This window comes from Microbacterium testaceum (genome assembly GCF_029761935.1).
GTDB classification, from domain to species: Bacteria; Actinomycetota; Actinomycetes; order Actinomycetales; family Microbacteriaceae; genus Microbacterium; species Microbacterium testaceum_A.
This window is the reverse complement of sequence record NZ_CP121699.1, coordinates 2,894,135-2,917,013: the sequence shown is the minus strand read 5'-3', so window position 1 is coordinate 2,917,013 and position 22,879 is coordinate 2,894,135. Positions and strand designations below refer to the sequence as shown.

The 22,879-nt window shown below is 70.6% G+C and carries 25 protein-coding genes, 2 tRNA genes and 1 pseudogene; 12 read left to right on the top strand and 16 right to left on the bottom strand.

Annotated features, from left to right (window positions below; translation table 11 throughout):
- Nucleotides 1-7 precede the first annotated feature (7 nt).
- Complete coding sequence (locus QBE02_RS13985) at nucleotides 8-805, bottom strand: sulfite exporter TauE/SafE family protein (protein WP_279366260.1); 798 nt, start codon at nucleotides 803-805, stop codon at nucleotides 8-10.
- Nucleotides 806-1,112: 307 nt separating this feature from the next.
- On the opposite strand from QBE02_RS13985, the gene QBE02_RS13980 reads away from it, so the two are divergent.
- Nucleotides 1,113-1,748, top strand: coding sequence for an NADPH-dependent F420 reductase (locus tag QBE02_RS13980; RefSeq protein ID WP_074695477.1), 636 nt, complete (start codon nucleotides 1,113-1,115; stop codon nucleotides 1,746-1,748).
- Nucleotides 1,749-1,885: 137 nt separating this feature from the next.
- Here the strand turns inward: QBE02_RS13980 and QBE02_RS13975 are convergent, their stop codons facing one another.
- The 6 genes from QBE02_RS13975 to QBE02_RS13950 form a co-directional block, all read right to left on the bottom strand.
- Complete coding sequence (locus QBE02_RS13975) at nucleotides 1,886-3,046, bottom strand: cystathionine gamma-synthase (protein WP_279366259.1); 1,161 nt, start codon at nucleotides 3,044-3,046, stop codon at nucleotides 1,886-1,888.
- Complete coding sequence (locus QBE02_RS13970; protein WP_279366258.1) at nucleotides 3,043-4,131, bottom strand: pyridoxal-phosphate dependent enzyme; 1,089 nt, start codon at nucleotides 4,129-4,131, stop codon at nucleotides 3,043-3,045. Before QBE02_RS13970 ends, QBE02_RS13975 begins: the two co-directional genes overlap by 4 nt.
- A gap of 44 nt (nucleotides 4,132-4,175) precedes the next feature.
- Nucleotides 4,176-5,024, bottom strand: coding sequence for an SDR family oxidoreductase (locus QBE02_RS13965; RefSeq protein ID WP_056223861.1), 849 nt, complete (start codon nucleotides 5,022-5,024; stop codon nucleotides 4,176-4,178).
- A 71-nt stretch (nucleotides 5,025-5,095) separates the two neighbouring features.
- On the bottom strand, nucleotides 5,096-5,416 hold the full coding sequence (locus tag QBE02_RS13960) for a hypothetical protein (protein WP_279366257.1): 321 nt from the start codon (nucleotides 5,414-5,416) through the stop codon (nucleotides 5,096-5,098).
- A complete protein-coding gene (locus QBE02_RS13955) occupies nucleotides 5,413-5,985 on the bottom strand; it encodes a hypothetical protein (protein WP_279366256.1) in 573 nt (190 codons plus the stop codon). Before QBE02_RS13955 ends, QBE02_RS13960 begins: the two co-directional genes overlap by 4 nt.
- A gap of 5 nt (nucleotides 5,986-5,990) precedes the next feature.
- Complete coding sequence (locus QBE02_RS13950; RefSeq protein ID WP_056223866.1) at nucleotides 5,991-6,533, bottom strand: RNA polymerase sigma factor; 543 nt, start codon at nucleotides 6,531-6,533, stop codon at nucleotides 5,991-5,993.
- A 121-nt stretch (nucleotides 6,534-6,654) separates the two neighbouring features.
- Between QBE02_RS13950 and QBE02_RS13945 the strand changes: the two genes are divergently transcribed.
- The 5 genes from QBE02_RS13945 (at nucleotide 6,655) to QBE02_RS13925 (ending at nucleotide 10,530) form a co-directional block, all read left to right on the top strand.
- On the top strand, nucleotides 6,655-7,071 hold the full coding sequence (locus QBE02_RS13945) for an Asp23/Gls24 family envelope stress response protein (RefSeq protein WP_279366255.1): 417 nt from the start codon (nucleotides 6,655-6,657) through the stop codon (nucleotides 7,069-7,071).
- Nucleotides 7,072-7,195: 124 nt separating this feature from the next.
- Nucleotides 7,196-8,038, top strand: coding sequence for an NAD-dependent epimerase/dehydratase family protein (locus tag QBE02_RS13940; protein WP_279366254.1), 843 nt, complete (start codon nucleotides 7,196-7,198; stop codon nucleotides 8,036-8,038).
- A gap of 54 nt (nucleotides 8,039-8,092) precedes the next feature.
- A complete protein-coding gene (locus QBE02_RS13935; RefSeq protein ID WP_056223872.1) occupies nucleotides 8,093-8,386 on the top strand; it encodes a hypothetical protein in 294 nt (97 codons plus the stop codon).
- 74 nt (nucleotides 8,387-8,460) lie between these two features.
- Complete coding sequence (locus tag QBE02_RS13930) at nucleotides 8,461-9,870, top strand: dihydrolipoyl dehydrogenase family protein (protein ID WP_279366253.1); 1,410 nt, start codon at nucleotides 8,461-8,463, stop codon at nucleotides 9,868-9,870.
- A gap of 12 nt (nucleotides 9,871-9,882) precedes the next feature.
- Nucleotides 9,883-10,530 carry a TetR/AcrR family transcriptional regulator gene (locus tag QBE02_RS13925; RefSeq protein ID WP_279366252.1) on the top strand — a complete coding sequence of 216 codons (648 nt, stop codon included), beginning with the start codon at nucleotides 9,883-9,885 and terminating at the stop codon, nucleotides 10,528-10,530.
- 61 nt (nucleotides 10,531-10,591) lie between these two features.
- Here the strand turns inward: QBE02_RS13925 and QBE02_RS13920 are convergent, their stop codons facing one another.
- The gene (locus QBE02_RS13920) at nucleotides 10,592-11,911 is read right to left on the bottom strand and encodes an MFS transporter (protein WP_279366251.1); all 1,320 of its coding nucleotides are present in this window, start codon (nucleotides 11,909-11,911) and stop codon (nucleotides 10,592-10,594) included.
- Nucleotides 11,912-12,034: 123 nt separating this feature from the next.
- On the opposite strand from QBE02_RS13920, the gene QBE02_RS13915 reads away from it, so the two are divergent.
- The 4 genes from QBE02_RS13915 (at nucleotide 12,035) to QBE02_RS13900 (ending at nucleotide 14,607) form a co-directional block, all read left to right on the top strand.
- The gene (locus tag QBE02_RS13915) at nucleotides 12,035-12,427 is read left to right on the top strand and encodes a PaaI family thioesterase (RefSeq protein ID WP_279366250.1); all 393 of its coding nucleotides are present in this window, start codon (nucleotides 12,035-12,037) and stop codon (nucleotides 12,425-12,427) included.
- A 302-nt stretch (nucleotides 12,428-12,729) separates the two neighbouring features.
- Nucleotides 12,730-13,245, top strand: coding sequence for an RNA polymerase sigma factor (locus QBE02_RS13910; RefSeq protein WP_074695471.1), 516 nt, complete (start codon nucleotides 12,730-12,732; stop codon nucleotides 13,243-13,245).
- The gene (locus QBE02_RS13905) at nucleotides 13,232-14,227 is read left to right on the top strand and encodes a hypothetical protein (protein ID WP_279366249.1); all 996 of its coding nucleotides are present in this window, start codon (nucleotides 13,232-13,234) and stop codon (nucleotides 14,225-14,227) included. The genes QBE02_RS13910 and QBE02_RS13905 overlap by 14 nt, the downstream gene beginning before the upstream one ends.
- Entirely contained in the window at nucleotides 14,224-14,607 is a 384-nt protein-coding gene (locus QBE02_RS13900) for a hypothetical protein (protein ID WP_279366248.1), read from the top strand. The genes QBE02_RS13905 and QBE02_RS13900 overlap by 4 nt, the downstream gene beginning before the upstream one ends.
- 7 nt (nucleotides 14,608-14,614) lie before the next feature.
- Here QBE02_RS13900 and QBE02_RS13895 read toward each other — a convergent pair whose 3' ends face one another.
- The gene (locus QBE02_RS13895; RefSeq protein ID WP_279366247.1) at nucleotides 14,615-15,535 is read right to left on the bottom strand and encodes an aldo/keto reductase; all 921 of its coding nucleotides are present in this window, start codon (nucleotides 15,533-15,535) and stop codon (nucleotides 14,615-14,617) included.
- 33 nt (nucleotides 15,536-15,568) lie between these two features.
- Entirely contained in the window at nucleotides 15,569-17,038 is a 1,470-nt protein-coding gene (locus tag QBE02_RS13890; RefSeq protein WP_279366246.1) for an MFS transporter, read from the bottom strand.
- 153 nt (nucleotides 17,039-17,191) lie between these two features.
- Between QBE02_RS13890 and QBE02_RS13885 the strand changes: the two genes are divergently transcribed.
- Nucleotides 17,192-17,392, top strand: a complete 201-nt coding sequence (locus tag QBE02_RS13885) for a zf-TFIIB domain-containing protein (protein WP_279366245.1) — start codon at nucleotides 17,192-17,194, stop codon at nucleotides 17,390-17,392.
- Between the two features lie 120 nt (nucleotides 17,393-17,512).
- Here the strand turns inward: QBE02_RS13885 and QBE02_RS16260 are convergent, their stop codons facing one another.
- From QBE02_RS16260 to QBE02_RS13855, 6 genes and pseudogenes are all read right to left on the bottom strand, one after another.
- Entirely contained in the window at nucleotides 17,513-17,764 is a 252-nt protein-coding gene (locus QBE02_RS16260) for a hypothetical protein (RefSeq protein ID WP_431844569.1), read from the bottom strand.
- Between the two features lie 110 nt (nucleotides 17,765-17,874).
- Nucleotides 17,875-18,431: pseudogene (locus tag QBE02_RS13875) on the bottom strand (helix-turn-helix domain-containing protein); the annotation flags it as partial.
- 58 nt (nucleotides 18,432-18,489) lie between these two features.
- Nucleotides 18,490-18,563 (bottom strand) — tRNA-Met (locus QBE02_RS13870).
- A gap of 34 nt (nucleotides 18,564-18,597) precedes the next feature.
- Nucleotides 18,598-18,669, bottom strand: a tRNA-Thr gene (locus QBE02_RS13865).
- A 66-nt stretch (nucleotides 18,670-18,735) separates the two neighbouring features.
- Nucleotides 18,736-20,178: a M23 family metallopeptidase gene (locus QBE02_RS13860; RefSeq protein WP_279366244.1), complete on the bottom strand. Its 1,443-nt coding sequence runs from the start codon at nucleotides 20,176-20,178 to the stop codon at nucleotides 18,736-18,738.
- Nucleotides 20,179-20,431: 253 nt separating this feature from the next.
- Nucleotides 20,432-21,229, bottom strand: coding sequence for an inositol monophosphatase family protein (locus QBE02_RS13855; RefSeq protein WP_279366243.1), 798 nt, complete (start codon nucleotides 21,227-21,229; stop codon nucleotides 20,432-20,434).
- Between the two features lie 62 nt (nucleotides 21,230-21,291).
- Here QBE02_RS13855 and QBE02_RS13850 point away from each other — a divergent pair, with 62 nt between their 5' ends.
- The gene (locus QBE02_RS13850; RefSeq protein ID WP_279366242.1) at nucleotides 21,292-22,875 is read left to right on the top strand and encodes a phytoene desaturase family protein; all 1,584 of its coding nucleotides are present in this window, start codon (nucleotides 21,292-21,294) and stop codon (nucleotides 22,873-22,875) included.
- The last annotated feature ends 4 nt before the right edge of the window (nucleotides 22,876-22,879 follow it).

Sequence of the window (22,879 nt, the reverse complement as noted above, 5' to 3'; positions counted from 1 at the left end):
CCGTGGATCAGCGCTGGTGACGCCCGCGAACGGCCTTGACCGCCATCTGCGAGGCGATGAAGACGAGGAAGATCGCGAACAGCACGTTGCCCACGAACGGATCGACGAACTTCGCGATGAGGGCGCCCACCGGGGTGGTGAGGCACGCGGCGATCCCGATGCACAGGGCGGCACGGATGTCGACGTTCGAGCGGCGCAGGTTTCCGACGGTCCCCGAGATCGCCGTGGGGATCATCATGAGCAGCGAGGTGCCCTTGGCGATGAGGTCGCTCGTGCCGAACAGCAGCAGCAGGGCGGGGACGACGATGATGCCGCCGCCCACGCCGAGCAGACCCGCCAGGGTTCCGGTGATCACCCCCAGCAGCGCAAGCCCCGGTCCGGTGATCCAGGTGAGCTCGAGTTCGGCGTCGCGCGAGGGGATGACGAAGAACAGACTCACCATCACCACGATGAGGAACGCGACGAACGCCCAGCGCAGCGCGGTCTGCGACAGCTTCGGGAGCAGCCACGTGCCGATCTGGGCGCCGACCACCGCGAAGGCGGCCAGGATCAGCGCGGGGAGCCACGCGACGTGCCCGTCGATCGCGTAGGTGATGACGCCGACGGATGCCGTGGGCACGATCGCCGCGAGCGAGGTACCCGCCCCGAGACGCTGGTCGAAGCCGAGCAGCAGCACCAGGAGCGGGACGATGACGGTTCCGCCCCCGACACCGAACAGGCCCGACATGAGACCGGCGAGAAGACCGACACCGATGCAGACGAAGAAGAAGCGGGCGGAGCGCGAGGGGCGGGTCTCGGGGGTCACGGCATCCAGTCTTCCACCGTCCGCGCGACGCCCCGACGAGGTGACTCGCCCGGAAACGAAAGCGGCCCCCGGTGGTCCGAAGCCGCGTCCACCGGGGGCCGTCGCCCTCACAGGTCAAGCAGGACGGTGACCCGAACACCGGACTGCGACCACTCGCGTGAGGGTGCGACAGGAATGACGATAAACGGACGCCGTCCACGAACCCGACCGGTTGACACTGATTACTAGTAGTGCTAAATATTTAGGCTGCTGAAGGTTTGGTACCGCTCCCGGGAATGAGCCACCGGATGCCGCGGTTCTCTCCTCCATGACGACTGTAGGAATCATCGGAGCAGGCAACATCGGTTCGGCCCTGGCGAAGGGCTTCGCGGATCACGGTTACGACGTGGTCATCGCCAACTCGCGAGGCCCCGAGACGCTGAGCGACCTCGTCGCCGAGGTGGGCGACAAGGCGCGCGCGGCGACGGCTCAGGAGGCCGCCGAGGCCGGAGACATCGTCGTGGTGACGGTGCCGCTGAAGGCGATCGACGCTGTGCCGGTGGCCCCCCTCGTGGGCAAGACCGTTCTCGACACGAACAACTACTACTTCGAGCGCGACGGACAGATCGCCGAGCTCGACGAGAAGAAGACGACCACCTCGCAGATGCTTCAGGAGCACCTTCCCGAGTCGGTCGTCGTGAAGGCGTTCAATCACATCCCCGCCGCGGACATCCTCACCGACGGCGCCCCCGCCGGTACCGAGAACCGTCGGGCTCTGGCGACCTCGAGCGACTCCGACGAGGCCGTCGCCCTGGTCACGCGCATCTACGACGAGTTCGGCTTCGACACCGTCAACGTCGGACCCCTCAGCGAGAGCTGGCGCGTCGAGCGCGACCAGCCCGCGTACGTCGTGCGTCAGAACCGCGAAGAGCTCGAGCAGAACCTGGCTCGCGCCGAGCGCTGACCCGCGCCCATCCCGCGTGAGGGGCCAATTTCTGTCGCTTCGGGGCACCCGCAAGCGACGAAAATTGGCCCCTCACAAAGAGAAAGAACCCGGCCCCCGCGATGTGCGGGAGGCCGGGTTCGTCGCGTCCGCGCGGTTCAGAGAGCCGCGAGCGCCTGGTCCACGTCGGCGACCAGGTCGTCGACCGATTCGATGCCGACCGACAGGCGGACGATGGTCTCGGGCACCGCGAGTTCGGTGCCGCGGACGGAGGCGTGGGTCATGGCATCCGGGTAGTTCACGAGCGACTCCACCCCTCCCAGCGACTCGGCGAGGGTGAACAGGCGCGTCGACTCGGCGAAGCGGCGGGCGGCCGCGCCGTCGGCGAGCTCGAGCGACACGATGCCGCCGAACCCGCTCATCTGCCGCGCCGCCAGCTCGTGACCGGGGTGCGAGGGCAGACCCGGGTAGTAGACCTTCGCGACGCGGTCGTGGGCGAGCAGGTGCTCGGCCACCGCCTGCGCGTTCGAGCTGTGCCGCTGCATGCGCACCGCGAGGGTCTTGATGCCGCGCGTGGTGAGGTAGGCGTCGAAGGGACCCGACACCGCGCCCGCCGCGAACTGCAGGAACTGCACCTTCTCGGCGAGGTCGGCGTCGGCGAACGCGAGCGCTCCCCCGACGACGTCGCTGTGCCCGCCGAGGTACTTCGTCGCCGAGTGCACGACGACGTCGGCACCGAGCGGCAGCGGCCGCTGCAGGGCCGGCGAGGCGAAGGTGTTGTCCACCACGACGAGGGCACCCGCGGCGTGGCCAAGGGTGGCGAGGCCGGCGATGTCGGTGATGCGCAGCATCGGGTTGCTGGGGGTCTCGACCCAGACCATGCGCGGGGCGCGCTCTTCGATCGCGGATGCCACGGCATCCAGATCGCTCATGTCGACCACGCGCAGCTTCACACCCCACGGGCCGAGCACCCGCGCGAGCAGGCGATAGGTGCCGCCGTACACGTCGTTGCCGAGCAGCACCTCGTCGCCGGGCTGGAGCGCGGCGCGCAGCAGCGCGTCTTCGCCGGCGAGCCCCGAGGCGAACGACAGCGCGCGAGCGCCCCCCTCGAGGGCGGCGATCTGCGTCTCGAGCGCGGTCCGCGTGGGGTTGCCGCTGCGGCCGTACTCGTAGCCGCCGCGGAGCCCGCCGATGCCGTCCTGCGCGTACGTCGTCGAGACGTGGATCGGCGGGATGACCGCCCCCGTGCTCTCGTCGGGCTCTTGACCGGCGTGGACGGCGAGGCTGTCGAAGCCGCGGGCGGCGTCGTGGGTGCTCATGCGGGGTGCTCCTCGGAAGGGGTCGGAAGAAGGGATGCCACGGGTGCAACGTCGTAGCCGCGCTCGATCATCCAGTCGTCGTCGAAGATCTTGCTGAGGTAGCCGCGACCGTGATCGGGAAGGATGACGACGACCACGGCGTCGGCCGGCAGCTCCCGCGCGACACGCAGGGCACCGACGACCGCCATGCCACTGGAGCCGCCGACGAGCAGCCCCTCTTCGCGAGCGAGCCGGCGGGTCATCTCGAACGACTCGGCGTCGGAGACGCGCTCGTACTCGTCGACGAGGGTCGGATCGAAGGCCGCGGGCCAGAAGTCCTCGCCGACGCCCTCGACGTCGTAGCCGTGGATGTCGTCACCCGAGTAGATCGAGCCCTCGGGGTCGACCCCGACGATGCGCACCGCCGACCCGGCGACCTCGCGGAGGTACCGGCCGGTGCCGGTGATCGTGCCGCCCGTGCCGACGCCGGCGACGAAGTGGGTGAGCCGCCCCTCGGTGTCGCGCCAGATCTCTGGACCGGTGGTCTCGTAGTGGCTGCGCGGACCGTTCGGGTTGGCGTACTGGTTGGGCTTGAAAGCGCCGGGGATCTCGCGCACCAGGCGGTCCGACACGCTGTAGTACGAGTTCGGATCGTCGGGCTCGACGTTCGTGGGGGTCACGACGACCTCCGCACCGTACGCCCGCAGCACCGCCCGCTTGTCTTCGGCGACCTTGTCGGGCACGACGAAGACGCAACGGTATCCGCGCTGCTGCGCGATGAGGGCGAGGCCGACGCCGGTGTTGCCGCTGGTGGGCTCGACGATCACTCCGCCGGGCTGCAGCAGACCGTCACGCTCGGCGGCGTCGACGATGTTCGCGGCGATCCGGTCTTTGGCCGAGCCGCCGGGGTTGAAGTACTCGATCTTCGCGAGCACCGTGGCGGCGATGCCGTCGGTGACGCGGGAGAGACGGACGAGGGGGGTGTTGCCGACGAGGTCGGCGACGCTCTGGGCGTAACGCACGATGGAGTCCTGGAGGTTGGTGCGCCCGAGGCGGGCGCGGCTGACGGGGTCGTCGAAAAAGAACGCGGGGGCGTTCAGCGACAACAGCGACAGGTCAGCACGCCGTCAGCATACCCGAGGAGCCCGCGTCACGACACGGCGCCGAGAAACTCCTCGAAACTCTGGGCCGGGCGGCCGGTAACGCGCTCGACATCGCCCGAGACGGCGGCTTGGTCGCCGCTCGCGATCGAGGTGTACGTGCTCACCCACGCATCGACCTGCCAGCGCGGGGCGCCGTAAGCGGCCCGCGAGGCGTACGCCTCTTCGACCGTCTCGTCGACGAAGCGCACGCGGTGGCCGCGGACCGCCGAGATCTTCTCGGCGACCTCGGTCATGGTCAACGCCTCGGGCCCCGTCAGGTCGTACGTCACGTCGGCGTGCGCGGCCGGATCGAGCAGAACTGCGACCGCCGTGGCGGCGACGTCGGCGCGCGAGACGAGCGAGCAGCGCCCGTCGCCCGCGGGACCGCGGATCACGCCGTCATCGCCGGCGAAGAGCTCCATCATGTCCATGTAGAAGTTGTCGCGCAGGAACGTCCAGCGCATCCCCGATCCGCGGATGATCTCCTCGGTGGCGGCGTGGTCGCGCCCCAGGGTGAAGACGGCGTCCGGGGCGGCGGCGAAGAACGACGTGTAGACGATCGAGCGCACGCCCGCCTCCGCGGCGGCCTCGACGAAGGTGCGGTGGTGCTCGACGCGGTCGGCGGTCTCCGACGCCGACACCATGAACAACGTGTCGACTCCCCGCAGGGCCGTGCGGGCGGCATCCGCGTCGGAATAGCGCGCGACGTGCACCTCGGCTCCCTCGAGCGACGGCGCACGCGACGCGTCGCGCACGACGAGACGCTGCGGGATGCCACGGGCGGCGAGGTCTCGTGCGACCCGACCCCCCACAGCTCCGGTGGATCCGGTGACGGCGATGACGGGCGGCGTGGACATTCGGCCTCCGGGGACGAGTGGGCGGTGCTTCCAGCGTAAGCCGGTTCGCCGTCCCTTGGCCGAGAGATGCCTCAGGAGCGGGGTGCGACCAGTCGCGCCACGCGGACGCGGACCGAGGACGGGACCTCGTCGTCACCCGCGCCCCGCGCCGCCGTCGCGACGGCGGCGGCCACGACGGCCGCATCGTCGTCGGAGGACACGCCGATGCAGACGGTGATGGCGCGCGCGCCGCCGGTCTCTTCGACCTCGGCGAGCGAGCCCTCGACGTCGGCCACGTGCTCGATCGCGCGGGCCACGACGGGGCGGGCCGAGTAGCATTCCCGCACGCCTTCGACGGCGGTCACGGCGAGATCGATGCGCGGGGCGAGCTCCGCTGCGGAGATGGTCGTCATCGGTCTTCCCCCTCGTCGAGGTGCACGTCACCGACGGTGACATCCACTCGTCCGACCCGAAGGTCGCCGTGTCGTTCGATGGCCGAGCGGATGCCGTCGCGCATCTCGTCGACCGCCGTGTTCATCGCGCGTCCGAAACGCACGCTGACGGTGACCCGCACATCGAGGGGAGCATCGGGTTCGGGCTGGTCGAGGCGCACTCGCCCCACCATCAGCCCCTCGATGCCGTCCCCGACCGTGCGGATCAGCTCGTACAGCGCACCCTCGGTGACGACCAGCTCGGTCCCGTCGTCGGTGCGCGCGAGGGGGATGTCGCGGCCGGCTCGGAACTCGCGCATGACCTCGCGCATGATGTTGTCGTACCAGGACTCCGAGATCGGCTCGGCCGCCTGCTCCTCCACGATCTCGCGGGAGAGCCGTCCCATCCGCTCCATCGACGCCAGAATCGCCTGACACTCGGCGTTGCGCTCGATCGCGGGGATACGGGGGATGCGTCCGCGATCGAGGTACGCGGAGAGGTCTTCGAGGGAGTGTCCCGACCCGCCGATGTCGTCGTTGGTCTCGCTCATTGGGGTCACCTCCACTCCTCCATGCGTTCCAGAACCGTTTTCCTCGCTCGCGCGAGGCGCCCGCGCACGGTGGCGGCGGACTCGCCCACTTCGACGGCGATCTCGTCGTAGCTGTGCCCACCGACCTCGCGCAGCACCCACACCACGCGGAGGTCCTCGGGCAACTCGCCCAGGATCTTCTTGAGCGCGTCCATCTGAGAAGATGCCACAACCGCGCGCTCCGGGTCATCGCGACCCGAGACCATCTCCTCGTCGATCTCTTCGGAGATCTTGCGCGAACGCAAGCGGTCGGTGGCCTTGCGCGACACGATGGTCGTCAGCCAGCTTCGCACCTTCTCGGGATCGGTGAGATCCGGAAGACGCCGCCACGCCGTGATGAGGGCCTCTTGCACGCAATCGTCGGCGTCGGCGCGCGAGCCCGTGAGCCTGGTCGCGAACGCGACGAGGAACGGCGCATGCCGACGCACCAGCACCCCGAAGGCGAGCTGGTCGCCGTCGGCCGCGCGCGACGCGAGGAAAGCGTCGGTGGCGGAGGTCAAAGAGGGCATCGAGGTTCCTGTCAGCAATCACTCAGGCTCGACCCGTGACGTTTCACGAACCGGGCTCGTCCATATAGCGAAACACCTCGGGGTCGGAACGCTCCGGGATCTTGACGAAAGGACCTTCCTCATGGCACAGAACTCCTCCCTCCCCACCTCGACCCGTACCGACGCCGGCAAGACCGTCATCGTCGACGCCGTCGTGGCCAAGGTCGCCGGCATCGCCGCGGCCGAGGTTCCCGGTGTCCACGCCCTCGGCGGAGGAGCAGCCCGCGTCATCGGCAACATCCGCCAGGCCGTCGGGGCGAAGGACTACGCGCAGGGCGTGAGCGTCGAGGTCGGCGAGACCGAGGTCGCCGCCGACATCGCGATCCAGGTGGAGTACCCCGAGCGCATCCAGAAGGTCGCGGCGAACGTGCGCTCGGCCGTGGAGAAGGCCATCACCGAGATCGTCGGCATGAAGGCCGTCGAGATCAACGTGACGGTCGTCGACGTCTTCATCCCGGGCGATGACACCGACGACGACGAAGAGGCGCGCGTCCACTGACGTCGCCCCGGCCCGCGGGACATGCTCCCGCGGGCCTTCGTCGTCGTCGCGGGTCGTCAACCCGCTCGATGGATGTCGGAAGCCGCCGCTATTGTCGGCTCATCCCCGATCCAGAAGGACACTCATGCGCATCGCCCTCACCGGTTCGTCCGGAAAGCTCGGCTCGGTCGTCGCCCGCGAGCTGCGTGCCGCCGGCCACGATGTCATCGGCCTCGACGTCCGCGGAGAACGCGGCCCGGGCTTCGTCCAGGTCGACCTCACCGACTACGGCCAGGTCATCGACGCCCTCACCGCCGTGAACGACCAGCACGACGGCTTCGAGGCCATCGTGCATCTCGCGGCGATCCCGGCACCCGGCATCCGCTCCGACATCGCGACCTTCCACAACAACATGGCGAGCACCTTCAACGTCTTCTGGGCGGCGACACGTCTCGGCATCCAGAAGATCGTCTCCGCGTCGAGCGAGACCGTCCTCGGTCTTCCTTTCGACGTGCCGCCCCCGTACATCCCGGTCGACGAGGAGTACGCACCGCGACCCGAGTCGGTCTACTCGCTCGTGAAGACGCTCGAAGAGCGCCTGGCGGTGGAGCTCGTGCGCTGGAACCCCGAGCTGTCGGTCACCGCGCTGCGGTTCTCGAACGTGATGGTCCCCGAGGACTACGCGGAGTTCCCCTTCGACGACGACGCCCGCACCCGCAAGTGGAACCTGTGGGGCTACATCGATGCGCGTGACGGTGCGCAAGCCGTGCAGCGCGCCCTCGAGACAGCGCCCGCGGGCTTCGACACCTTCATCATCGCTGCGGCCGACACGGTCATGACGCGGCCCAACGCCGAGCTGGTCGCCGAGGTGTTCCCCGGCGTCGCCACGCACGGCGATCTGGGTGAGAACACCACGCTGCTGTCGATCGACAAGGCCCGCCGCCTGCTCGGATTCGACCCGCAACACTCCTGGCGCGACGCGCGCTGACGTCGGACCCGGGTGCGACGGCACCCGGGATCCGGAGCATGACAGACTCGCCGGATGGACGCCGACGCACAGACTCCCCCCGCTTCGCCGACGCCCGCGGCGGACGAGCCGGTCATCCCCCTCCCGAACGCCCGCGAGAAAGAGGTCAGTTTCGTCGCGCGCAGCGGTGCGGTGGTCACCCTCCGACTCATCGACACGGGACGATTCGAGCTCAAGCTCGACACGCGGGGCGACTACACCGCGGTCCTCCTCCATGACGGAGAGAGCTTCGAGCTGCACCCCGCCCCCGGCGTCCACGCGCTCGGCGGAACGGGCCTGACGGCGACCCAGATCTACGAGGGGTTCTGAGCGGCGACGCAAGCCCCACGGTCCGACCTTCGCGACGGGATTGACTGAGGTCTTCGATCCCCGGGAGGACCGCCGTGAGCCACGACGCCGACAGCTACGACATCGCCGTGATCGGAGCGGGCCCCGCGGGCACGGCCGCCGCCTTGCGAGCGGCGGAACTCGGCGCCTCCGTGGTCGTCCTCGAAGCCGGCCGCGTGGGCGGGACCTGCGTCAACACGGGCTGCGTTCCCACGCGAGTGCTCGCGAAGGCCGCGCGCCTCATGCGCGAGACGCGCTCCGCGGACGACTACGGCATCGTCGTGGACGAACCCCACGTCGACTGGTCGGCGGTGGTGTCGAGGGTGCACGAGCGAGTGGATGCCGTGCGCTCTATCAAGCGCGAGGCCGAGCGCTTCGCGCACGCCGGGGTGGATCTGGTGCACGAGGGCCGGGCGCGCTTCGCCGACGACCACACGCTCGTGCTCGACAGCGGCCGCCGCATCCGTGCGGAGTCGATCCTGATCTGCGTGGGCGGGCACTCCCGTCGCCTGCCGATCCCCGGAGCCGAGCTCGCCACCGTCCCCGAGGACGTGCTCACCCTGACCGAGCTGCCCCGCCGCGTCGCCGTCATCGGCGCCGGCAACACGGGCGCTCAGCTGGTGACGGTGTTCCGCTCCTTCGGCTCAGAGGTCACCCTGCTCGATGTCGCACCGCGTGTGCTCATGGCATCCGACGCCGCCATCTCCCGGGTGATCGCCGATTCTCTCTCGGAGCACGGCGTCGACGTGCGGACCGGGATCGAGACGGTCGAGCGCATCGACCGTGCCGCCGACGGATCGCTCACCCTCGCCTGGAGCGAGGACGGCTCCTCTCGGACCGTCGACGTCGACGTCGTCATCATGGCGACCGGGTGGCCCGCCGACGTCGAGGACCTCGGCCTCGAGAACGTCGGCGTCGAGGTGGAGCGCTCGGCCATCCCGGTCGACCGCTACTTCCGGACGATCGTTCCGCACATCCTCGCCGTCGGCGACGCGAACGGCCGCGACATGCTCGTCCAGGCGGCGCAGTTCGAGGGCGAAGCGGCGGCTGAGAACGCCGTTCTGGGCGCCAACCGGCGCACCCCGCACCACCTGCTGCCCGCGGGCGGGTTCACCGATCCCGACTACGCGGGCGTCGGCTTGACCGAAGAGCAGGCGCGGGACCGCGACCCCTCGTGCGTCGTGGCGACCGTCCGCTTCGCCGACCTCGACCGCGCGGTGATCGACGACCGCGAGCGCGGTTTCCTCATGCTCATCGCCGACCGTCGCCGCGAGTTGGTGCTGGGGGCGCACGCGGTGGGCGAGAACGCCGTCGAGGTCATCCAGTCGGTGACCACGGCGATGGCGGCCGGCATCGACGTGTCGACGCTCGCGGGAGTGCGCTTCGCGTACCCCACCTACAGCGCGGTGATCGGCAACGCGGCGCGCGCTCTGCTGCACGCGGACTCCCCCGCCCTGCTGGAGTGACACACTGAATCCGTGCCCGCCGATCCCGTGACGACCCCGCAGACCGCCGACCCCTCGGGTGCGAGGGAAGACGCGCCCGCGCGTCGGGGTCGCCCGGGTTACGACCGCGAGGGACTGCTCGCCGTGGCCGTGCAGTTGTTCAACGAGCAGGGGTACGACGCCACCAGCGTCGCCGACCTCGCCAAACGCCTCGGGCTGACCAAGTCGGCGCTCTACCACCACTTCTCTTCGAAGGAGGAACTGCTGGCGGTGGCCCTCGAGGCCGCACTCGGCGGTCTCGAGGCCGTCCTCGATGAGCCCGGCGCGCGCGAGGGTGCGGCGTCCGATCGCCTGCGCTTCGTGCTCACGGGGGCGACCGACGTGCTCGTCGCGCAGCTCCCCGCGGTGACCCTCCTGCTGCGGGTGCGGGGCAACAGCGCCGTCGAGCAGGCCGCGCTCGAGCGTCGCCGCGTCTTCGACCATCGCGTGACGAGCCTCGTCGCCGAAGCCCAGGCCGAGGGGAGCGTGCGCGACGACGTCGATGCCGCGGTCGCCGCCCGCCTGCTGTTCGGCATGATCAACTCCGTCGTCGAGTGGTACCGTCCCGGCGGCGGCGTCGACGGCGATCGTCTCGGCGCCGACATCGTGCGCATCGCCCTCGACGGCCTGCGCACCGCCTGACGGTCGTCGCGCGAAGAGGCGGGCCCGCGCCACGCGCAGGGCCGCCTCTCGGCATCCGGGATCACGCCCTCAGGTCGACGCCCTTCGTCTCTTTGATGAGCGAGACGGCGCCGAGCGAGATGAGCGCGGCGACGGCGATGTACAGACCGATGGTCCACGAGGCGCCGGTCGAGCGCAGCAGCGCTTCGGCGATCATCGGGGCGAAAGCTCCGCCCATGATCGCGCCGAGGGCGTAGCCGATCGAGACGCCCGAGTACCGCACGTTCGCGGGGAACATCTCGGCGTACAGCGCCGCCTGCGGTCCGTACGACAGGCCGAGGCCGAGCGTCATCACGAACAGCGCGACGAAGTACCAGACGATGTTCGCGGTATCGATAAGGAACCACATCGGCACGGCCCACACGGCCAGCAGCAGGTAGCCGAGCTGGAAAGTCCGCACGCGGCCGAGACGGTCCGAGAGTCGGCCGCCCCACAGGGTGAAGCCGAGCCAGCCGAAGGATGCCAGGGTCGTGGCCAGCAGCACGGTCGGGCGATCCATGCCCAGCGCCGAGACGGAGTAGGTCGCGAAGAACGCGATCAGCAGGTAGCCCGCGGCGTTGTTGCCGATGAAGACGAATGCCGTCAGGACGACCTGGCGCCAGTTCTTGCGGAACAGCTGGCCGAGCGGAGCCGACGACTCCTTGCGGCGGCGCACGAGGTCTTCGAACACGGGGCTCTCCTCCACCGCGCGGCGGATGACGTATCCGACCACGATGAGCACGATCGAGAAGAGGAACGGCACGCGCCAGCCCCACGCGAGGAAGGCCTCCGCCGACATCGACGAGGTGAGGATCCACAGGGTCGCGGTGGCGAGGATCATGCCCACCGGCACACCGATCTGCGGGTAGGCGCCGAAGTAGCCGCGGCGGTTCACCGGGGCGTGCTCGACCGAGAGCAGCGCCGCGCCGCCCCACTCGCCACCGGCCGAGAAGCCCTGCAGCACGCGCAGGAGAATGAGCAGGACGGGGGCGGCCACGCCGATCGCGGCGTAGGTGGGCAGCACGCCGATGAGGGCCGTCGAGACGCCCATCATGATGAGGGTGAGCACGAGCATCTTCTTGCGGCCGAGGCGGTCGCCGAGCCAGCCGGCCACGACGGCGCCGAGCGGGCGGAAGAGGAACGAGATGCCGATCGTCGCGAACGACAGCACCTGCGCGATGGCCGGGTCGGTCTGGGCGAGGGGTGCGAGGAAGAGCGGCGCGAGCACGAGCCCGGCCGCTTGGGCGTAGATGAAGAAGTCGTACCACTCGATCGAGGTGCCCACGAGGGTGCCGGCGAGAACGCGCCGTTCCTCTCGTTTCATCCCGGTGGCAGGGGCGGATGCCGAGGTCAGCGAGGCCATGAGAACTCCGTCGTTCTGTGGGGCAGGGTGTGAGGACTCGACCAGAACCTGTTACCGACCGAGCGTTCAGTAATAGTGTCAGAGGGACACGCCCCCGACAAGAGGGAGCCCGAAGGAGAACCCATGACGCCCTGGACCATCGTTCCCGGAGCCCTCGACGACCGGCTGGGCATCACCGTGACGGAACAGTCGGCCGATCGGGTCTGCGCGTGGATGCCCGTCGAGGGCAACACGCAGTCCCTCGGCCGCCTGCACGGTGGCGCGACGGCCGCGCTCTCCGAGGCCGTCGGCTCGTGGGCGGCCATGATCCACGCGTCGATGCTCGGCATGGTGTGCGTCGGCGTCGACCTGAACATCACGCACCATCGTGGCGCGACCGGGGGCTGCATCCACGCCACAGCCACGCCCGCTCATCGCGGTCGCCGGCTGGCCACCTACGACGTCCGTGTGGTCGACGACCAGGACCGCCTCATCGCGACGGCGCGGATCACGAATCTGCTGGTCGCCCCCGACTGAGCACCCCGGCGTCGTCTCGGGGCACTGCCCGTCTCTGCCATTCTGGATCGCATGACGAAGATCCGAGGGGTTGCGCCGCCCCCAAGCGGCGCAACCCCTCGCCCGTCGTCGTCAGACCCGAACATCGGACGACGGGCGTATGGGTGCCTTCTCGAAGCCGGAGTCGGCACCCACCCCCGCATATGTCGTGTCCGCCGCGCACCTTTCCTTACACACGGTCCGAAAATTCTTTTTCCGCCTTCTTCTGTAAGGTCCGCGACCGCCCCGACACAGCCCCGGTACACGCACGAGGAAAGACAGCCGTGACGGACGACGCGGATTTCGTGGCGCTCTTCCGTGAGCACTACAACGCCGTTCGGCGATTCATCGAACGACGCGTGTCGGACCGCGAGGCTGCGGACGACCTCACGATGGAATGCTTCGAGATCGCGTGGCGCAAGCGCGATCCGCGAGAGCCGTTCGGTTTGCCGTGGCTGTACCGCACGGCGCGGAACCTCATCGCGAACGAATACCGACGACGAGACCGAGAGGGGGCACTGTGGACGCACATCGAGGACCAGGTGCGCACCCTCTCGAACGCGTCGGAGGGCGAGATGATCGATCGGCTCGTCGACGCGATCCGCGCACTCTCCGAGAAGGAGCGCGAGATCCTCTGGCTCACCTACTGGGAGGACCTCTCGGCCGCCGAGGTGGGTGTCGTCGTCGGGGCGAGCGCGGGGACCGTGTGGACGCGCCTGAATCGCGTCCGAGCCAAACTCCGCCCGCTCCTGTCCGACGGGCCCCTGTCCGCCGAGGAGGTGCTCGATGAACGACGATGACCTCGCGCGCGCGTTGCGCCGACTCGATCCCGCGCAGACGCCCCTCGACGCACCGATCCCCCTCGCCGCCGAGCGACGGGCTCGCGATTTCGCGAGAACGGCTCCACGAGCGCGCCGCCGACCCGTCTACGCCGTCTGGGGCTCGGCCGCCGCGGTCGTCGTCCTGGTCCTAACGATCGTCACCGGAGTCCTCTGGATGCCGAGTTCCCCGGCATCCGCTCTCACTCCCCAACCGCTCGCGTTCACCTCGATCTCCGAGGACGCGTCGGAGGTGATCGCGCAGGCGCAGCAACGGTTGACGGACGGCTCCGGCCCCTCCTCCCCCGAGCGGCGATCGTTGTCGCTCGGCTGGTACTTCAGCGGCTCGCCCGACGAGGCCGACGCGACGGTGTTCCGCCGCGAGTGGATCGACGTGCAGTGGAACGAGAACCTCTCCGGTTCGGTCGTGACCACCGCCGCCGAGGCCACCAACGCGGCGGGCGACACGGTGCCCGCGGGCGAGCCGACGCCGGGGACCGTGGTCGGCGACCTCCGATTCGTTCAGAACCAGTTCTCGCCGCTCTCCCCCACCGCCCCCGAGCCCACCGTCGAGGCGATGCGGGCACTCGTGCTCACGTCGACCGGCGCCGGAGACCAGCTGACGGCGGGCGACGCGATGCTCGGCGCCCGGGCGCTTCTGGGCGAGTGGACGCTCACCGGTCCGCAGCAGGCGGCCCTGCTCGAGGTGGTCGCGCAGGCTCCGGGTCTGCGGGTCGTCGGGTCGGCGTTCGATCGGCTGGGTCGTCCGGTGGTCGGTCTCGCCGCGGTGCCGTCCGGGCTGACCACCTCCGAGGCGACGCTGCTGCTCTCGGCCGACACCGGGCGCATCGTCGGCTTCGAGTCCGAACTGCTCGCCGACAATCCGAACCTCAAACTCCCGGCCGGTTCGATCACCGACTACACCCTCTGGGACGTCTCCGACAGAAAGGCGGACTCCGAATGACCACGACCGACGATCTGCACCCCGACATCGCCGCGGCTCTCGCCGAGATCCCCGGCGGGGTGGTCATCGACTCGCATCACGCGGAGTGGCCCGAGCTCGGCATGACCATGGACGCCCCATCCGAGCACGAGCGGGCGGTCGGAAGCTGCGCCGACGGCAACGTCTGCGCCTTCAGCGGATCGAGCCTCTCGGGGACGCGGGTCTCGTTCTCGTACTGCGGCACCTACTCGCCCGGCATCACCGTGCGCTCGATCGCCAACGCGCGATCCGCCGGGTACGTGCAGGCCCGGTCCTCGTCGGGATCGGTCCTCGCCACCGCGATCGCCACGTCGTGGGCGAACGTCTCGGGCACGGTCGCCACGCTGAACTGCGTCCCCTGAGCCCGGCTCAGCGCCAGGGACGTTCCGAGCGCCGACGCCAGTAGTCGACGGGGTCCGTGGTGAGGTCCGCCGGGGCGGCGGTCGGGCGCGCGCTCGCGCCGCGTCGCAGGTGCGTGGTCGTCGTGGCGCCGCTGAGCACGACGTCGGCCCACGGCTGCGCCAGCGCGGCGCCGAGCGAGAAGACGTCCACGGGCAGGCCGGATGCCGACGCCTCGAGGCGACTCCCGGGTTCGGCGTGGGCGAGCTCGCCGTTGGCGAAGACCTCTTTGACCACGACCGTCCAGCCGGCGTCGTGGGCGGTCTGCACCGCCGGAGCCACGGAGGGCTCGAGCAGATTCCAGGTGGACTGCACGACCGAGAACGGCGAATCCGAAAGGGCGAGGGCGGCGCGGATGACGGCCGCCTGGTGCGGTCCACTCGTGGACAGTCCGACGCGCACCCCGTCCGAGCGCAGACGGCGGAGTCTGCCCAGCACCTCCTCGTCGCCGAGGGCGGAGCTCTCCGGGGTCACGGAGTGGACCAGGTAGTAATCCGGAGCGGAGCCGAGCGCCGCGAGCGTCTCGGGCCACTGCCTGTCGAACATGGCCGCCGAGTGCTCTTTGCGCTCGTGCACGGCGGCATCCATCCTCCATCCGCCGACGTACTCGTAGCCCCACTTCGACCCGATCGTCAACTCGGCGCGGCGCTCGGGGTGTGCGTCGAGCCACGACCCGAGGAACTCCTCGGCCCGGCCGTAGGAGCGGGCGGCATCGACGTACCGGATGCCGAGTGCCCAGGCCTCGTCGAGCAGCTCGTGCGCGCGCTCGCGCAGGGCTTCGACCGAGCGCTCCGCGGGGTCGCCCAGGTCGCTGTCCCGCGCGGTCGTGATGTAGGCGGGGCGACCGACGGCGGCGAGGCCCAGGCCCAGCCGGGCGGAGGTGGCGTGCATCCCTCGACGCTAGCGTCCCGCGTGCGGGGCGCGTCAGCCGTTCCGGTGCCGACGCACCTCGATCGCACTCAGCAGGATGGCCGAGCCCGAGAAGACCACCGACACCGCGAGTGCGAGAGTGAGAGCGTCGGCGAATGTCGCCGGATCTCCCGCCGGGGAGCCCGCTCCTGCGGAGCCCGCCCCACCGGCGACCGCCAGCACGAAGGCCGTGCCGAGGACGGTCTGACCGATCGAGGACCCCACCCGCTGAGCCGTCTGGACCACTCCGCCGGCGACGCCGCCCCGCCGGGGATCGACGTCGGCCAGGGTCAACGTCTGGTTCGGCGTGACGATCGCGCCGCCCGCGATGCCGAGGACGAAGAGGGGAACGCACAGGCGCAGGATGACCCCCACCGGGTCCGTCGCCTCGGCCCCGACCTGAACCAGCAGTCCGAGGACGATCGTGACGCTCGTGAATACCGCGACGGCACCGACGAGGAGCGGTCGCCCCACCCGTGAGACGAAACGCCCCGCGACCGGAGCCCCGACGACGGAGCCGATCGCGTACGCCGTGACGCCGAGGCCGGACTGCAGCGCGGTGAAGCCGAGACCGTTCTGGTAGTACAGCGCGAGCACCAGCGGGATCCCGGTGTTGCTGCAGAAGAAGACGACCGCGAAGACGACACCCGTGACGAAGGACCGGACGCGGAACAGGCGCAGATCGAGAAGCGGCCCGGCATCCGCCCTCGTCAAACGCGCCTCGTGACGCACGAGCGCGAAGAGGAAGCCCGCGGCGGGAAGGAGCAGGAGAAGCGTGAGCGGGCCGCCGCTCTGCCCCGTCTCGACGATCGGGAACAGCAGACACAGCACGCCCGCACCGAGCAGCATCGCGCCGAGCACGTCGACGCGCCGACCGGATGTCGTGGAGGACGGCTCGTCGGCCGGGACCCAATGCCGAGCGAGCAGAACGGCGGCGATTCCGACCGGCACGTTGATGAAGAACACCAGACGCCACCCGATCTCGGGCCCTCCCGCCGCGATCGCGAGACCCGCGATGACCGGGCCGAGGGCGGTTCCCGCACCGACCGTCAGCCCCAGCCGCCCGAAGGCGCGCCCCCGCTCCCACGCGGGGAACGCGTTCTGGATAAAACCCGAGACCTGCGGCCCCATCATTCCCCCGAAGAGCCCTTGGACGACCCGCGCCGCGATCAGCAGGCCCGCGTTCGGGGCGAGACCCACGGCGGCGCTCGCGATGACGAACCCGAGGACGGCGATCGTGAAGATGCGCCGCCGCCCACGCTGATCGCCCAATCTCCCACCGATGACCGGGACGAGCGCGAAGGCCAACACGTACCCCGTCACGATCCACTGCAGCTCGCTCGCGCCCGCTCCGGTGGAGCGCCCGATCGACGGCAGCGCCACGTTCGTCACACTGACGTCGAGGAGGGCGGCGAACTGCCCCATCAGCATCACCGAGAGAGCGCGCCAGCGGCGCGGGTCGGGAGCGGGGGCGGATGCCGTCATGCGGTGCCCACTGTCGGACCGGGGTCCGCAGCGGCACGGGAGAACGGCATGGGCCGAGCCTATGCCTGCGGTGGAGGGCCGGGGCCGCTCACGCGGGAACACGTCGGCCGGGATACGGGTTGACCCCGGGGACGGATGACGAGCGGGACGGCCATGACCTACAGAGACCCTTACGACAACGGCGCGCAGCCGATCTGCCCCTCGTGCGGTGTCACGATGCACCCGCTGCTCGAACAGGGCGGCGGGGCCGACGAGTGCCGCGAGTGCGGCTTCCAGCTGGAGTGGCCCACCCCGGGGCATGCCCGCGACGAAGACGACGATCGGCCTCGCGACCGCTGGGCCGAGGAGTCCTAGCCGAGCGAAACGGCCCGTCACGAGAACAGGGTGGGCGAAGAGAACAGGTCGACATGGCGCGGATCGTCCTGTTCCCCGCGCATCGCCTGTTCTCGTGACACGGACGCCGCGGCGGCGGGCTCAGCGCTCGAGCACCACCGCGAGGCCCTGCCCCACGCCGATGCAGATCGCCGCGACCGCGACGCCGCCGCCGCGGCGTTTCAGCTCGTGGGCCGCGCGCGCGATGATGCGGCCGCCCGAGGCGCCGAGGGGGTGACCGATCGCGATCGCCCCGCCGTTCTCGTTGAGGCGAGCCGGGTCGAGCTCGGTCCACAGCTTCGCGCACGCGAGCGTCTGCGACGCGAACGCCTCGTTGAGCTCGACGAAGGTCACGTCGGCCCACGTCTTCCGGCGCGCGCGAGGGCGCGGTTGGCCGCCTCGACGGGGGCCACACCGAACACGTCGGGGTCGTTGCCGAACGCGGCCCGGCCGGCGATGCGGGCCAGGGGCTCGGCGTCCATCGCCCCTTCCGCGCCCAACAGCACGGCCGAGGCGCCATCGTTGATGGGCGAGGAGTCGCCCGCGGTGACCGACCCGCCCTGACGGAAGGCGGGGCGCAGACCCGCGAGCCTACCGATCGTGATCCCGACGGTCATGATCCGTCGCGTGGGGACGCGGGCGACGTAGACGATGTCGGCGCCGTCGAGCACGGCCGACGAGACGCTCTCCCGCACCTCGCGCGACAGGCGCTCGAGGTGCGGCTGAGCCAGCGCCGGCAGCGACAGCGCGGAGGTTAGCTGAAACCGAGCTCGAGGACGCGCGGCGTGAGCGAGAAGACCCGACCGTCGGCACGCACGTAGCCGAGAGTCCCGAGCGTCTGAGGGAAGCGGCGGGCGGCGGCACGGGTCAGATCGGCGCGACGGGCGACGTCGCTGAGCGTCAGCGCCGGGTTCTCGGCGTCGAACGCCCGGGTCACTTCGAGACCGCGAGCGAGGGATTGGATGAACTCTCCCGAACCACTCACGCGGCTCACCCTATCGGGGTACGCGGCGGCAGCCACACGGTCCCGCGGCGACAAAACGAAAGCCGCCCCGGAGGACGGCTTCGCGAAGAATCTGTAGCGGGAGCGGGGCTTGAACCCGCGACCTCACGATTATGAGTCGTGCGCTCTCACCAACTGAGCTACCCCGCCGCACGGCATCCAGGATTCCGATGAGGATGCCTTGAGCCCCGAGTCAGGATTGAACTGACGACCCCTTCCTTACCATGGAAGTGCTCTGCCACTGAGCTATCGGGGCGTACCCGGATCGCTCCGGGCAACTAGAAGAGAATATCAGACCTCGACACTCTCTTACGAATCGAGGTCAGCCGCCGGCGTGCTGGCGCAGCCACGCGATCGGGTCGATCGGGGTCGTGCCGTTCTGCAGGATCTCGACGTGCGTGTGCGCGCCGAACGAGCGACCGGTGTTGCCGGTGCGTCCGAGGAACTGTCCGACGTGGACCTTCTCGCCCGGGGTGACCTGGAGCGAGCCGTACTGCATGTGTCCGTAGCGGCTCGAGACGAGCTGACCGTCGATCACGTGGTCGATCAGGACGGTCACGCCGAAGGCGCCGCCCTGCTCGGTTGCGATACGGACGGTGCCGTCGGCGATCGCCTGCACGGGCGCGCCCTCGCCGGGGACGAAGTCCGCACCCTCGTGGAAGCCGCCGTCGCGCATGCCGAAGCCGTACGAGATCGACACGCCGACCGCGAAGGGCCATTGGATGGGCGCCGTCGGGTCGTTGACGTAGAAGTTCGTGGGGTACTTGATGCCCGAGTCGACGGCCATCTTGGAGTACGTGGTGGCGCTGTAGCCGTCGGCGCGGTCGACGACCGCGGCCTGCGACTGAGCGGGCGCGACGTAGGCCTGGATCGCTCCGTCGGCCGAGGCGACGTCTCCGCCGACCGCGAGACGGGTCGTCGCGGTGTCGGACGCGGGGGCGGTGATGCTGTCGGTGCCGCTCGCCGAGGCGATGGCGCTCACGGGCATGGTCATGCCGACCGTGAGGAGTCCGACGACGCCCATGACGCCGACCGAGAAGGACGTCGCCGCGATGCGGCGGACGTTGCGGCGGGTGCGGGGGGCGGCTGCCGCGGGCAGACCCTCCGAGACGGGCTCGGGAGCCGGGGTGACCGGCGCCGCCTGCTGTGTGGGCGTCTCGCCGGTGAACGAGAACAGGCGCGCGGCGGTCGCGAACTCGTCCGCGGCCGTCTCGTCGGCGCTGTCCGCGGCGGCGGCCTGCTGTTCGATCGCGGGCTGCGCGATGACCGGCTTCGGCGTCTGGCGCGCGACGGGCTCGGACACCGACTCAGCGACCGGCTCCGCCACGACGGGGGTCTCGTCGACCGTGGAGTCGAGGATGACCGACGCCTGGGGGCGACGACGCGCGCGGCGGCTGGCGGGAAGGGTGATGGGAGAGGTCGGCAGCGACACCGGGGTGGTCGCGACGGCGCCGTCCGCGCTCTGCAGGATCACGGCGACGTCGTCGGAACGACGCTGCTCGTCGACGACGGTGACCTCGAGGGCGTCGGAGGACGCGGCATCCGGGGTCTGCTCGGCGGGAGTCGCGGCGGTGTCGCTCGACGGCAGGGTGGGCTCGATGGTCGCGGCGATGACGGTCCCGACGACCGCGGCGGCGACGCTCTCGATCAGCTCGGGCTGAGAGGCGGCCTCGGCGTCGACCGGGGCGGGGTCGGCGGCCTGGGGGGAGGACGCGGGGGCGTCGAGCGTGGCGACGGGGGTCTCGCTCGCGGAGCGACGGCGCATCTCGGCTCGGGTCAGCCGGGGGGTCGTCTCGGGAGCGGGCGTGGGGAGGGGGCGACGAGACCGCCGGGTGGCGGCGGGCTCAGTCTCAGAGGCTTCTGACGGCAACGCGGAAGGGCTCTCGTGTCGTGTCGCGAAAAGCGACGGCTTCGGGCTGGGGGGCTTGGCCATCTCCGCAGGTTCGGGTTGCGGAAGATAACGAACTGGTAAACACCCTACCTCGGCTGGTCTGGGAATGCCATGAGCAGACCCTCTGTCAGCGCTCGTAGTCCAGCAGCGGCTCGAGACGGTCGTAGAAGTCCGGTCCCGCGGCGATCACCATGCCGTTTCCGGGCCGGCCTCCGGGTGCGCCTCCGACGGTCCCGCCCGCCTCCGCCACCAGCAGCGCGCCGGCGGCGTGATCCCACGGCTGCGTCCCGCGCTCGTAGTAGGCGTCGACGCGTCCGGCGGCCACCGAGGCCAGGTCGAGGGAGGCCGCGCCGATACGGCGCACGTCCCGGGCGATCGGCATGACGCGCGAGAGCTGCGCCAGGGCCGGGCCGTGCGTTTCGGGGTTGTACCCGAAACCGGTCGCGACGAGGCCTCCGGCGGGCCCCACCTCGCTGACCGCGAGGCGCTGGTCGCCGAGCCAGGCTCCCCCACCGCGTGAGGCCCGGAAGAGTTCGCCGGTCACGGGGTTGAACACGGCCCCGGCGAGCGCGGTCCACGCCGCGGTCTCGGCAGTCCCCTCGACGGCGGCGATGCTCACGGCCCACGCCGGGATCCCGTACGCGTAGTTGACGGTGCCGTCGATGGGGTCGACGACCCACGTGATGCCGCTCGTGCCCTCTTCGGCCCCGGACTCCTCGCCGAAGAAGCCGTCGTCGGGCCGCTCGCGCGCGAGCTCGGCGCGGATGAAGGCCTCGACCTCCCGGTCGGCGGCGGTGACGATGTCGGCGGCGGCCGATTTGGTGGCAGCGACGGTCACCCCCTCCCGGCGCCGACGGTGGGCCAGTTCCCCGGCCTCGCGAGCGATACGCGTGGCGATCTCGAGCAGGTCGGCTGCGGAAGTCATGGCATCCAGGCTACGTGCGCCACCCCCTGCGACGAATTCGTCCCCGTGGTTAGCGTGGGGCCATGACCGCTTCGGATTCTCGCCGGTACGACGTCGTCATCGTGGGGGGCGGGCACAACGCCCTCGTCTCCGCGGCCTATCTCGCCCGGGCAGGGCGACGCGTGGTGGTGATCGAGAGATCGGATGCCGTGGGCGGCGCCGCCGTGTCGGAGCGCCCGTGGGCGGGGGTCGATGCGCGACTGTCGCGCTACTCGTACCTCGTGAGCCTGCTGCCGCAGCAGATCATCGACGATCTGGGGCTCCGCCTCGAGCTGCGTCGTCGACGCTATTCCTCCTACACGCCCGACCCGACCGATCCCACCCGCGGCATCCTGGTGGACACCCACGATGCCGAGGCGACCGCCGCGTCGTTCGCGCGCACGACCGGCGACGCCGCTGAGGCCGAACGCTTCGCGGCGTTCGGCGCCCGGCTCGCCCCGGTGGCGAGGGCCGTCTTCCCCACGATGACCGAACCGCTGCCCACCGCTGACGAGGTGCGCGGGCGCGTGGGCGACGACGAGCTGTGGGATGCCTTGACGACCCGGCCCCTGGGGGATCTGCTGCGGTCCTCGTTCGACAGCGACCTGGTGCGGGGCATCGCCCTCACCGACGGCCTCATCGGCACGTTCGCGTCGTCCGACGACCCCTCGCTCGCGCAGAACCGCTGCTTCCTCTCCCACGTGATCGGCGGCGGAACCGGGGACTGGGACGTCCCGGTGGGCGGCATGGGCGCCGTCACGGCCGAGCTCGAGCGCGCGGCCCGCGAAGCGGGGGCCGAGATCGTCACGGGGGTCGAGGTCGTCTCGATCTCACCCGACGGCGACGTGCACACCATGACCGACCGCTCCGAGGTCTTCCACGGGAACCTCGTGCTCAGCGGTGTCGGCCGCGCCGTGCTCGATCGGCTCCTCACCGCGGGCGGAGCCGCGACGACCGGCGCCGACGAGCCCGAGGGGGCGCAGGTCAAGGTCAACATGCTGCTCTCGCGTCTGCCCCGTCTGCGGGACGAGTCGGTGACCCCCGAGGCCGCGTTCTCGGGCACGTTCCACGTCAACGAGACGATGACCCAGTTGGATGCCGCCCACGTGGCGGCATCCGGAGGGCTCATCCCCGAGCCGCTCCCGGTCGAGATCTCCTGCCACTCGCTCACCGATCCGTCGATCCTCGGCGACGAACTGCGGGCATCGGGCGCGCAGACGCTCACGATGTTCGGCCTGCAGGTTCCGCATCGCCTGATCGACGACACGGATGCCGTGGCCGCCGGCGCCCGCCTGCTCGCGGCCGCGCAGGCCTCGCTCGATTCCGTCCTCGCCGAGCCCCTGCGCGACTGCATCCTGCGGGCACCCGACGGTCGCTTGTGCATCGAGGCTCGGACGACACGCGATCTCGAGGAATCGCTGAACATGATCGGCGGCGACATCTTCCACGGCGCGCTGTCGTGGCCCTGGCTCTCGGCACCGGCCGACTCCCCCGCCGACCGCTGGGGCGTGGCGACCCCGCACGCGCGCGTGCTGCTGTGCGGCTCGAGCGCCCAGCGCGGCGGGGCGGTCAGCGGCATCGGCGGCCAGAACGCGGCGATGGCGGCGCTGGAGATCCTCGGTCGGTAGCGGG

Coding starts and splice junctions, on each gene's coding strand:
- QBE02_RS13980 (WP_074695477.1), top strand. CDS start 1,113: ATGACGACTGTAGGAATCATCGGAGCAGGCAACATCGGTTCGGCCCTG.
- QBE02_RS13975 (WP_279366259.1), bottom strand. CDS start 3,046: ATGAGCACCCACGACGCCGCCCGCGGCTTCGACAGCCTCGCCGTCCAC.
- QBE02_RS13965 (WP_056223861.1), bottom strand. CDS start 5,024: ATGTCCACGCCGCCCGTCATCGCCGTCACCGGATCCACCGGAGCTGTG.
- QBE02_RS13960 (WP_279366257.1), bottom strand. CDS start 5,416: ATGACGACCATCTCCGCAGCGGAGCTCGCCCCGCGCATCGATCTCGCC.
- QBE02_RS13955 (WP_279366256.1), bottom strand. CDS start 5,985: ATGAGCGAGACCAACGACGACATCGGCGGGTCGGGACACTCCCTCGAA.
- QBE02_RS13950 (WP_056223866.1), bottom strand. CDS start 6,533: ATGCCCTCTTTGACCTCCGCCACCGACGCTTTCCTCGCGTCGCGCGCG.
- QBE02_RS13945 (WP_279366255.1), top strand. CDS start 6,655: ATGGCACAGAACTCCTCCCTCCCCACCTCGACCCGTACCGACGCCGGC.
- QBE02_RS13940 (WP_279366254.1), top strand. CDS start 7,196: ATGCGCATCGCCCTCACCGGTTCGTCCGGAAAGCTCGGCTCGGTCGTC.
- QBE02_RS13935 (WP_056223872.1), top strand. CDS start 8,093: ATGGACGCCGACGCACAGACTCCCCCCGCTTCGCCGACGCCCGCGGCG.
- QBE02_RS13920 (WP_279366251.1), bottom strand. CDS start 11,911: ATGGCCTCGCTGACCTCGGCATCCGCCCCTGCCACCGGGATGAAACGA.
- QBE02_RS13915 (WP_279366250.1), top strand. CDS start 12,035: ATGACGCCCTGGACCATCGTTCCCGGAGCCCTCGACGACCGGCTGGGC.
- QBE02_RS13905 (WP_279366249.1), top strand. CDS start 13,232: ATGAACGACGATGACCTCGCGCGCGCGTTGCGCCGACTCGATCCCGCG.
- QBE02_RS13900 (WP_279366248.1), top strand. CDS start 14,224: ATGACCACGACCGACGATCTGCACCCCGACATCGCCGCGGCTCTCGCC.
- QBE02_RS13895 (WP_279366247.1), bottom strand. CDS start 15,535: ATGCACGCCACCTCCGCCCGGCTGGGCCTGGGCCTCGCCGCCGTCGGT.
- QBE02_RS13890 (WP_279366246.1), bottom strand. CDS start 17,038: ATGACGGCATCCGCCCCCGCTCCCGACCCGCGCCGCTGGCGCGCTCTC.
- QBE02_RS13885 (WP_279366245.1), top strand. CDS start 17,192: ATGACCTACAGAGACCCTTACGACAACGGCGCGCAGCCGATCTGCCCC.
- QBE02_RS13860 (WP_279366244.1), bottom strand. CDS start 20,178: ATGCGCCGTCGCTCCGCGAGCGAGACCCCCGTCGCCACGCTCGACGCC.
- QBE02_RS13855 (WP_279366243.1), bottom strand. CDS start 21,229: ATGACTTCCGCAGCCGACCTGCTCGAGATCGCCACGCGTATCGCTCGC.
- QBE02_RS13850 (WP_279366242.1), top strand. CDS start 21,292: ATGACCGCTTCGGATTCTCGCCGGTACGACGTCGTCATCGTGGGGGGC.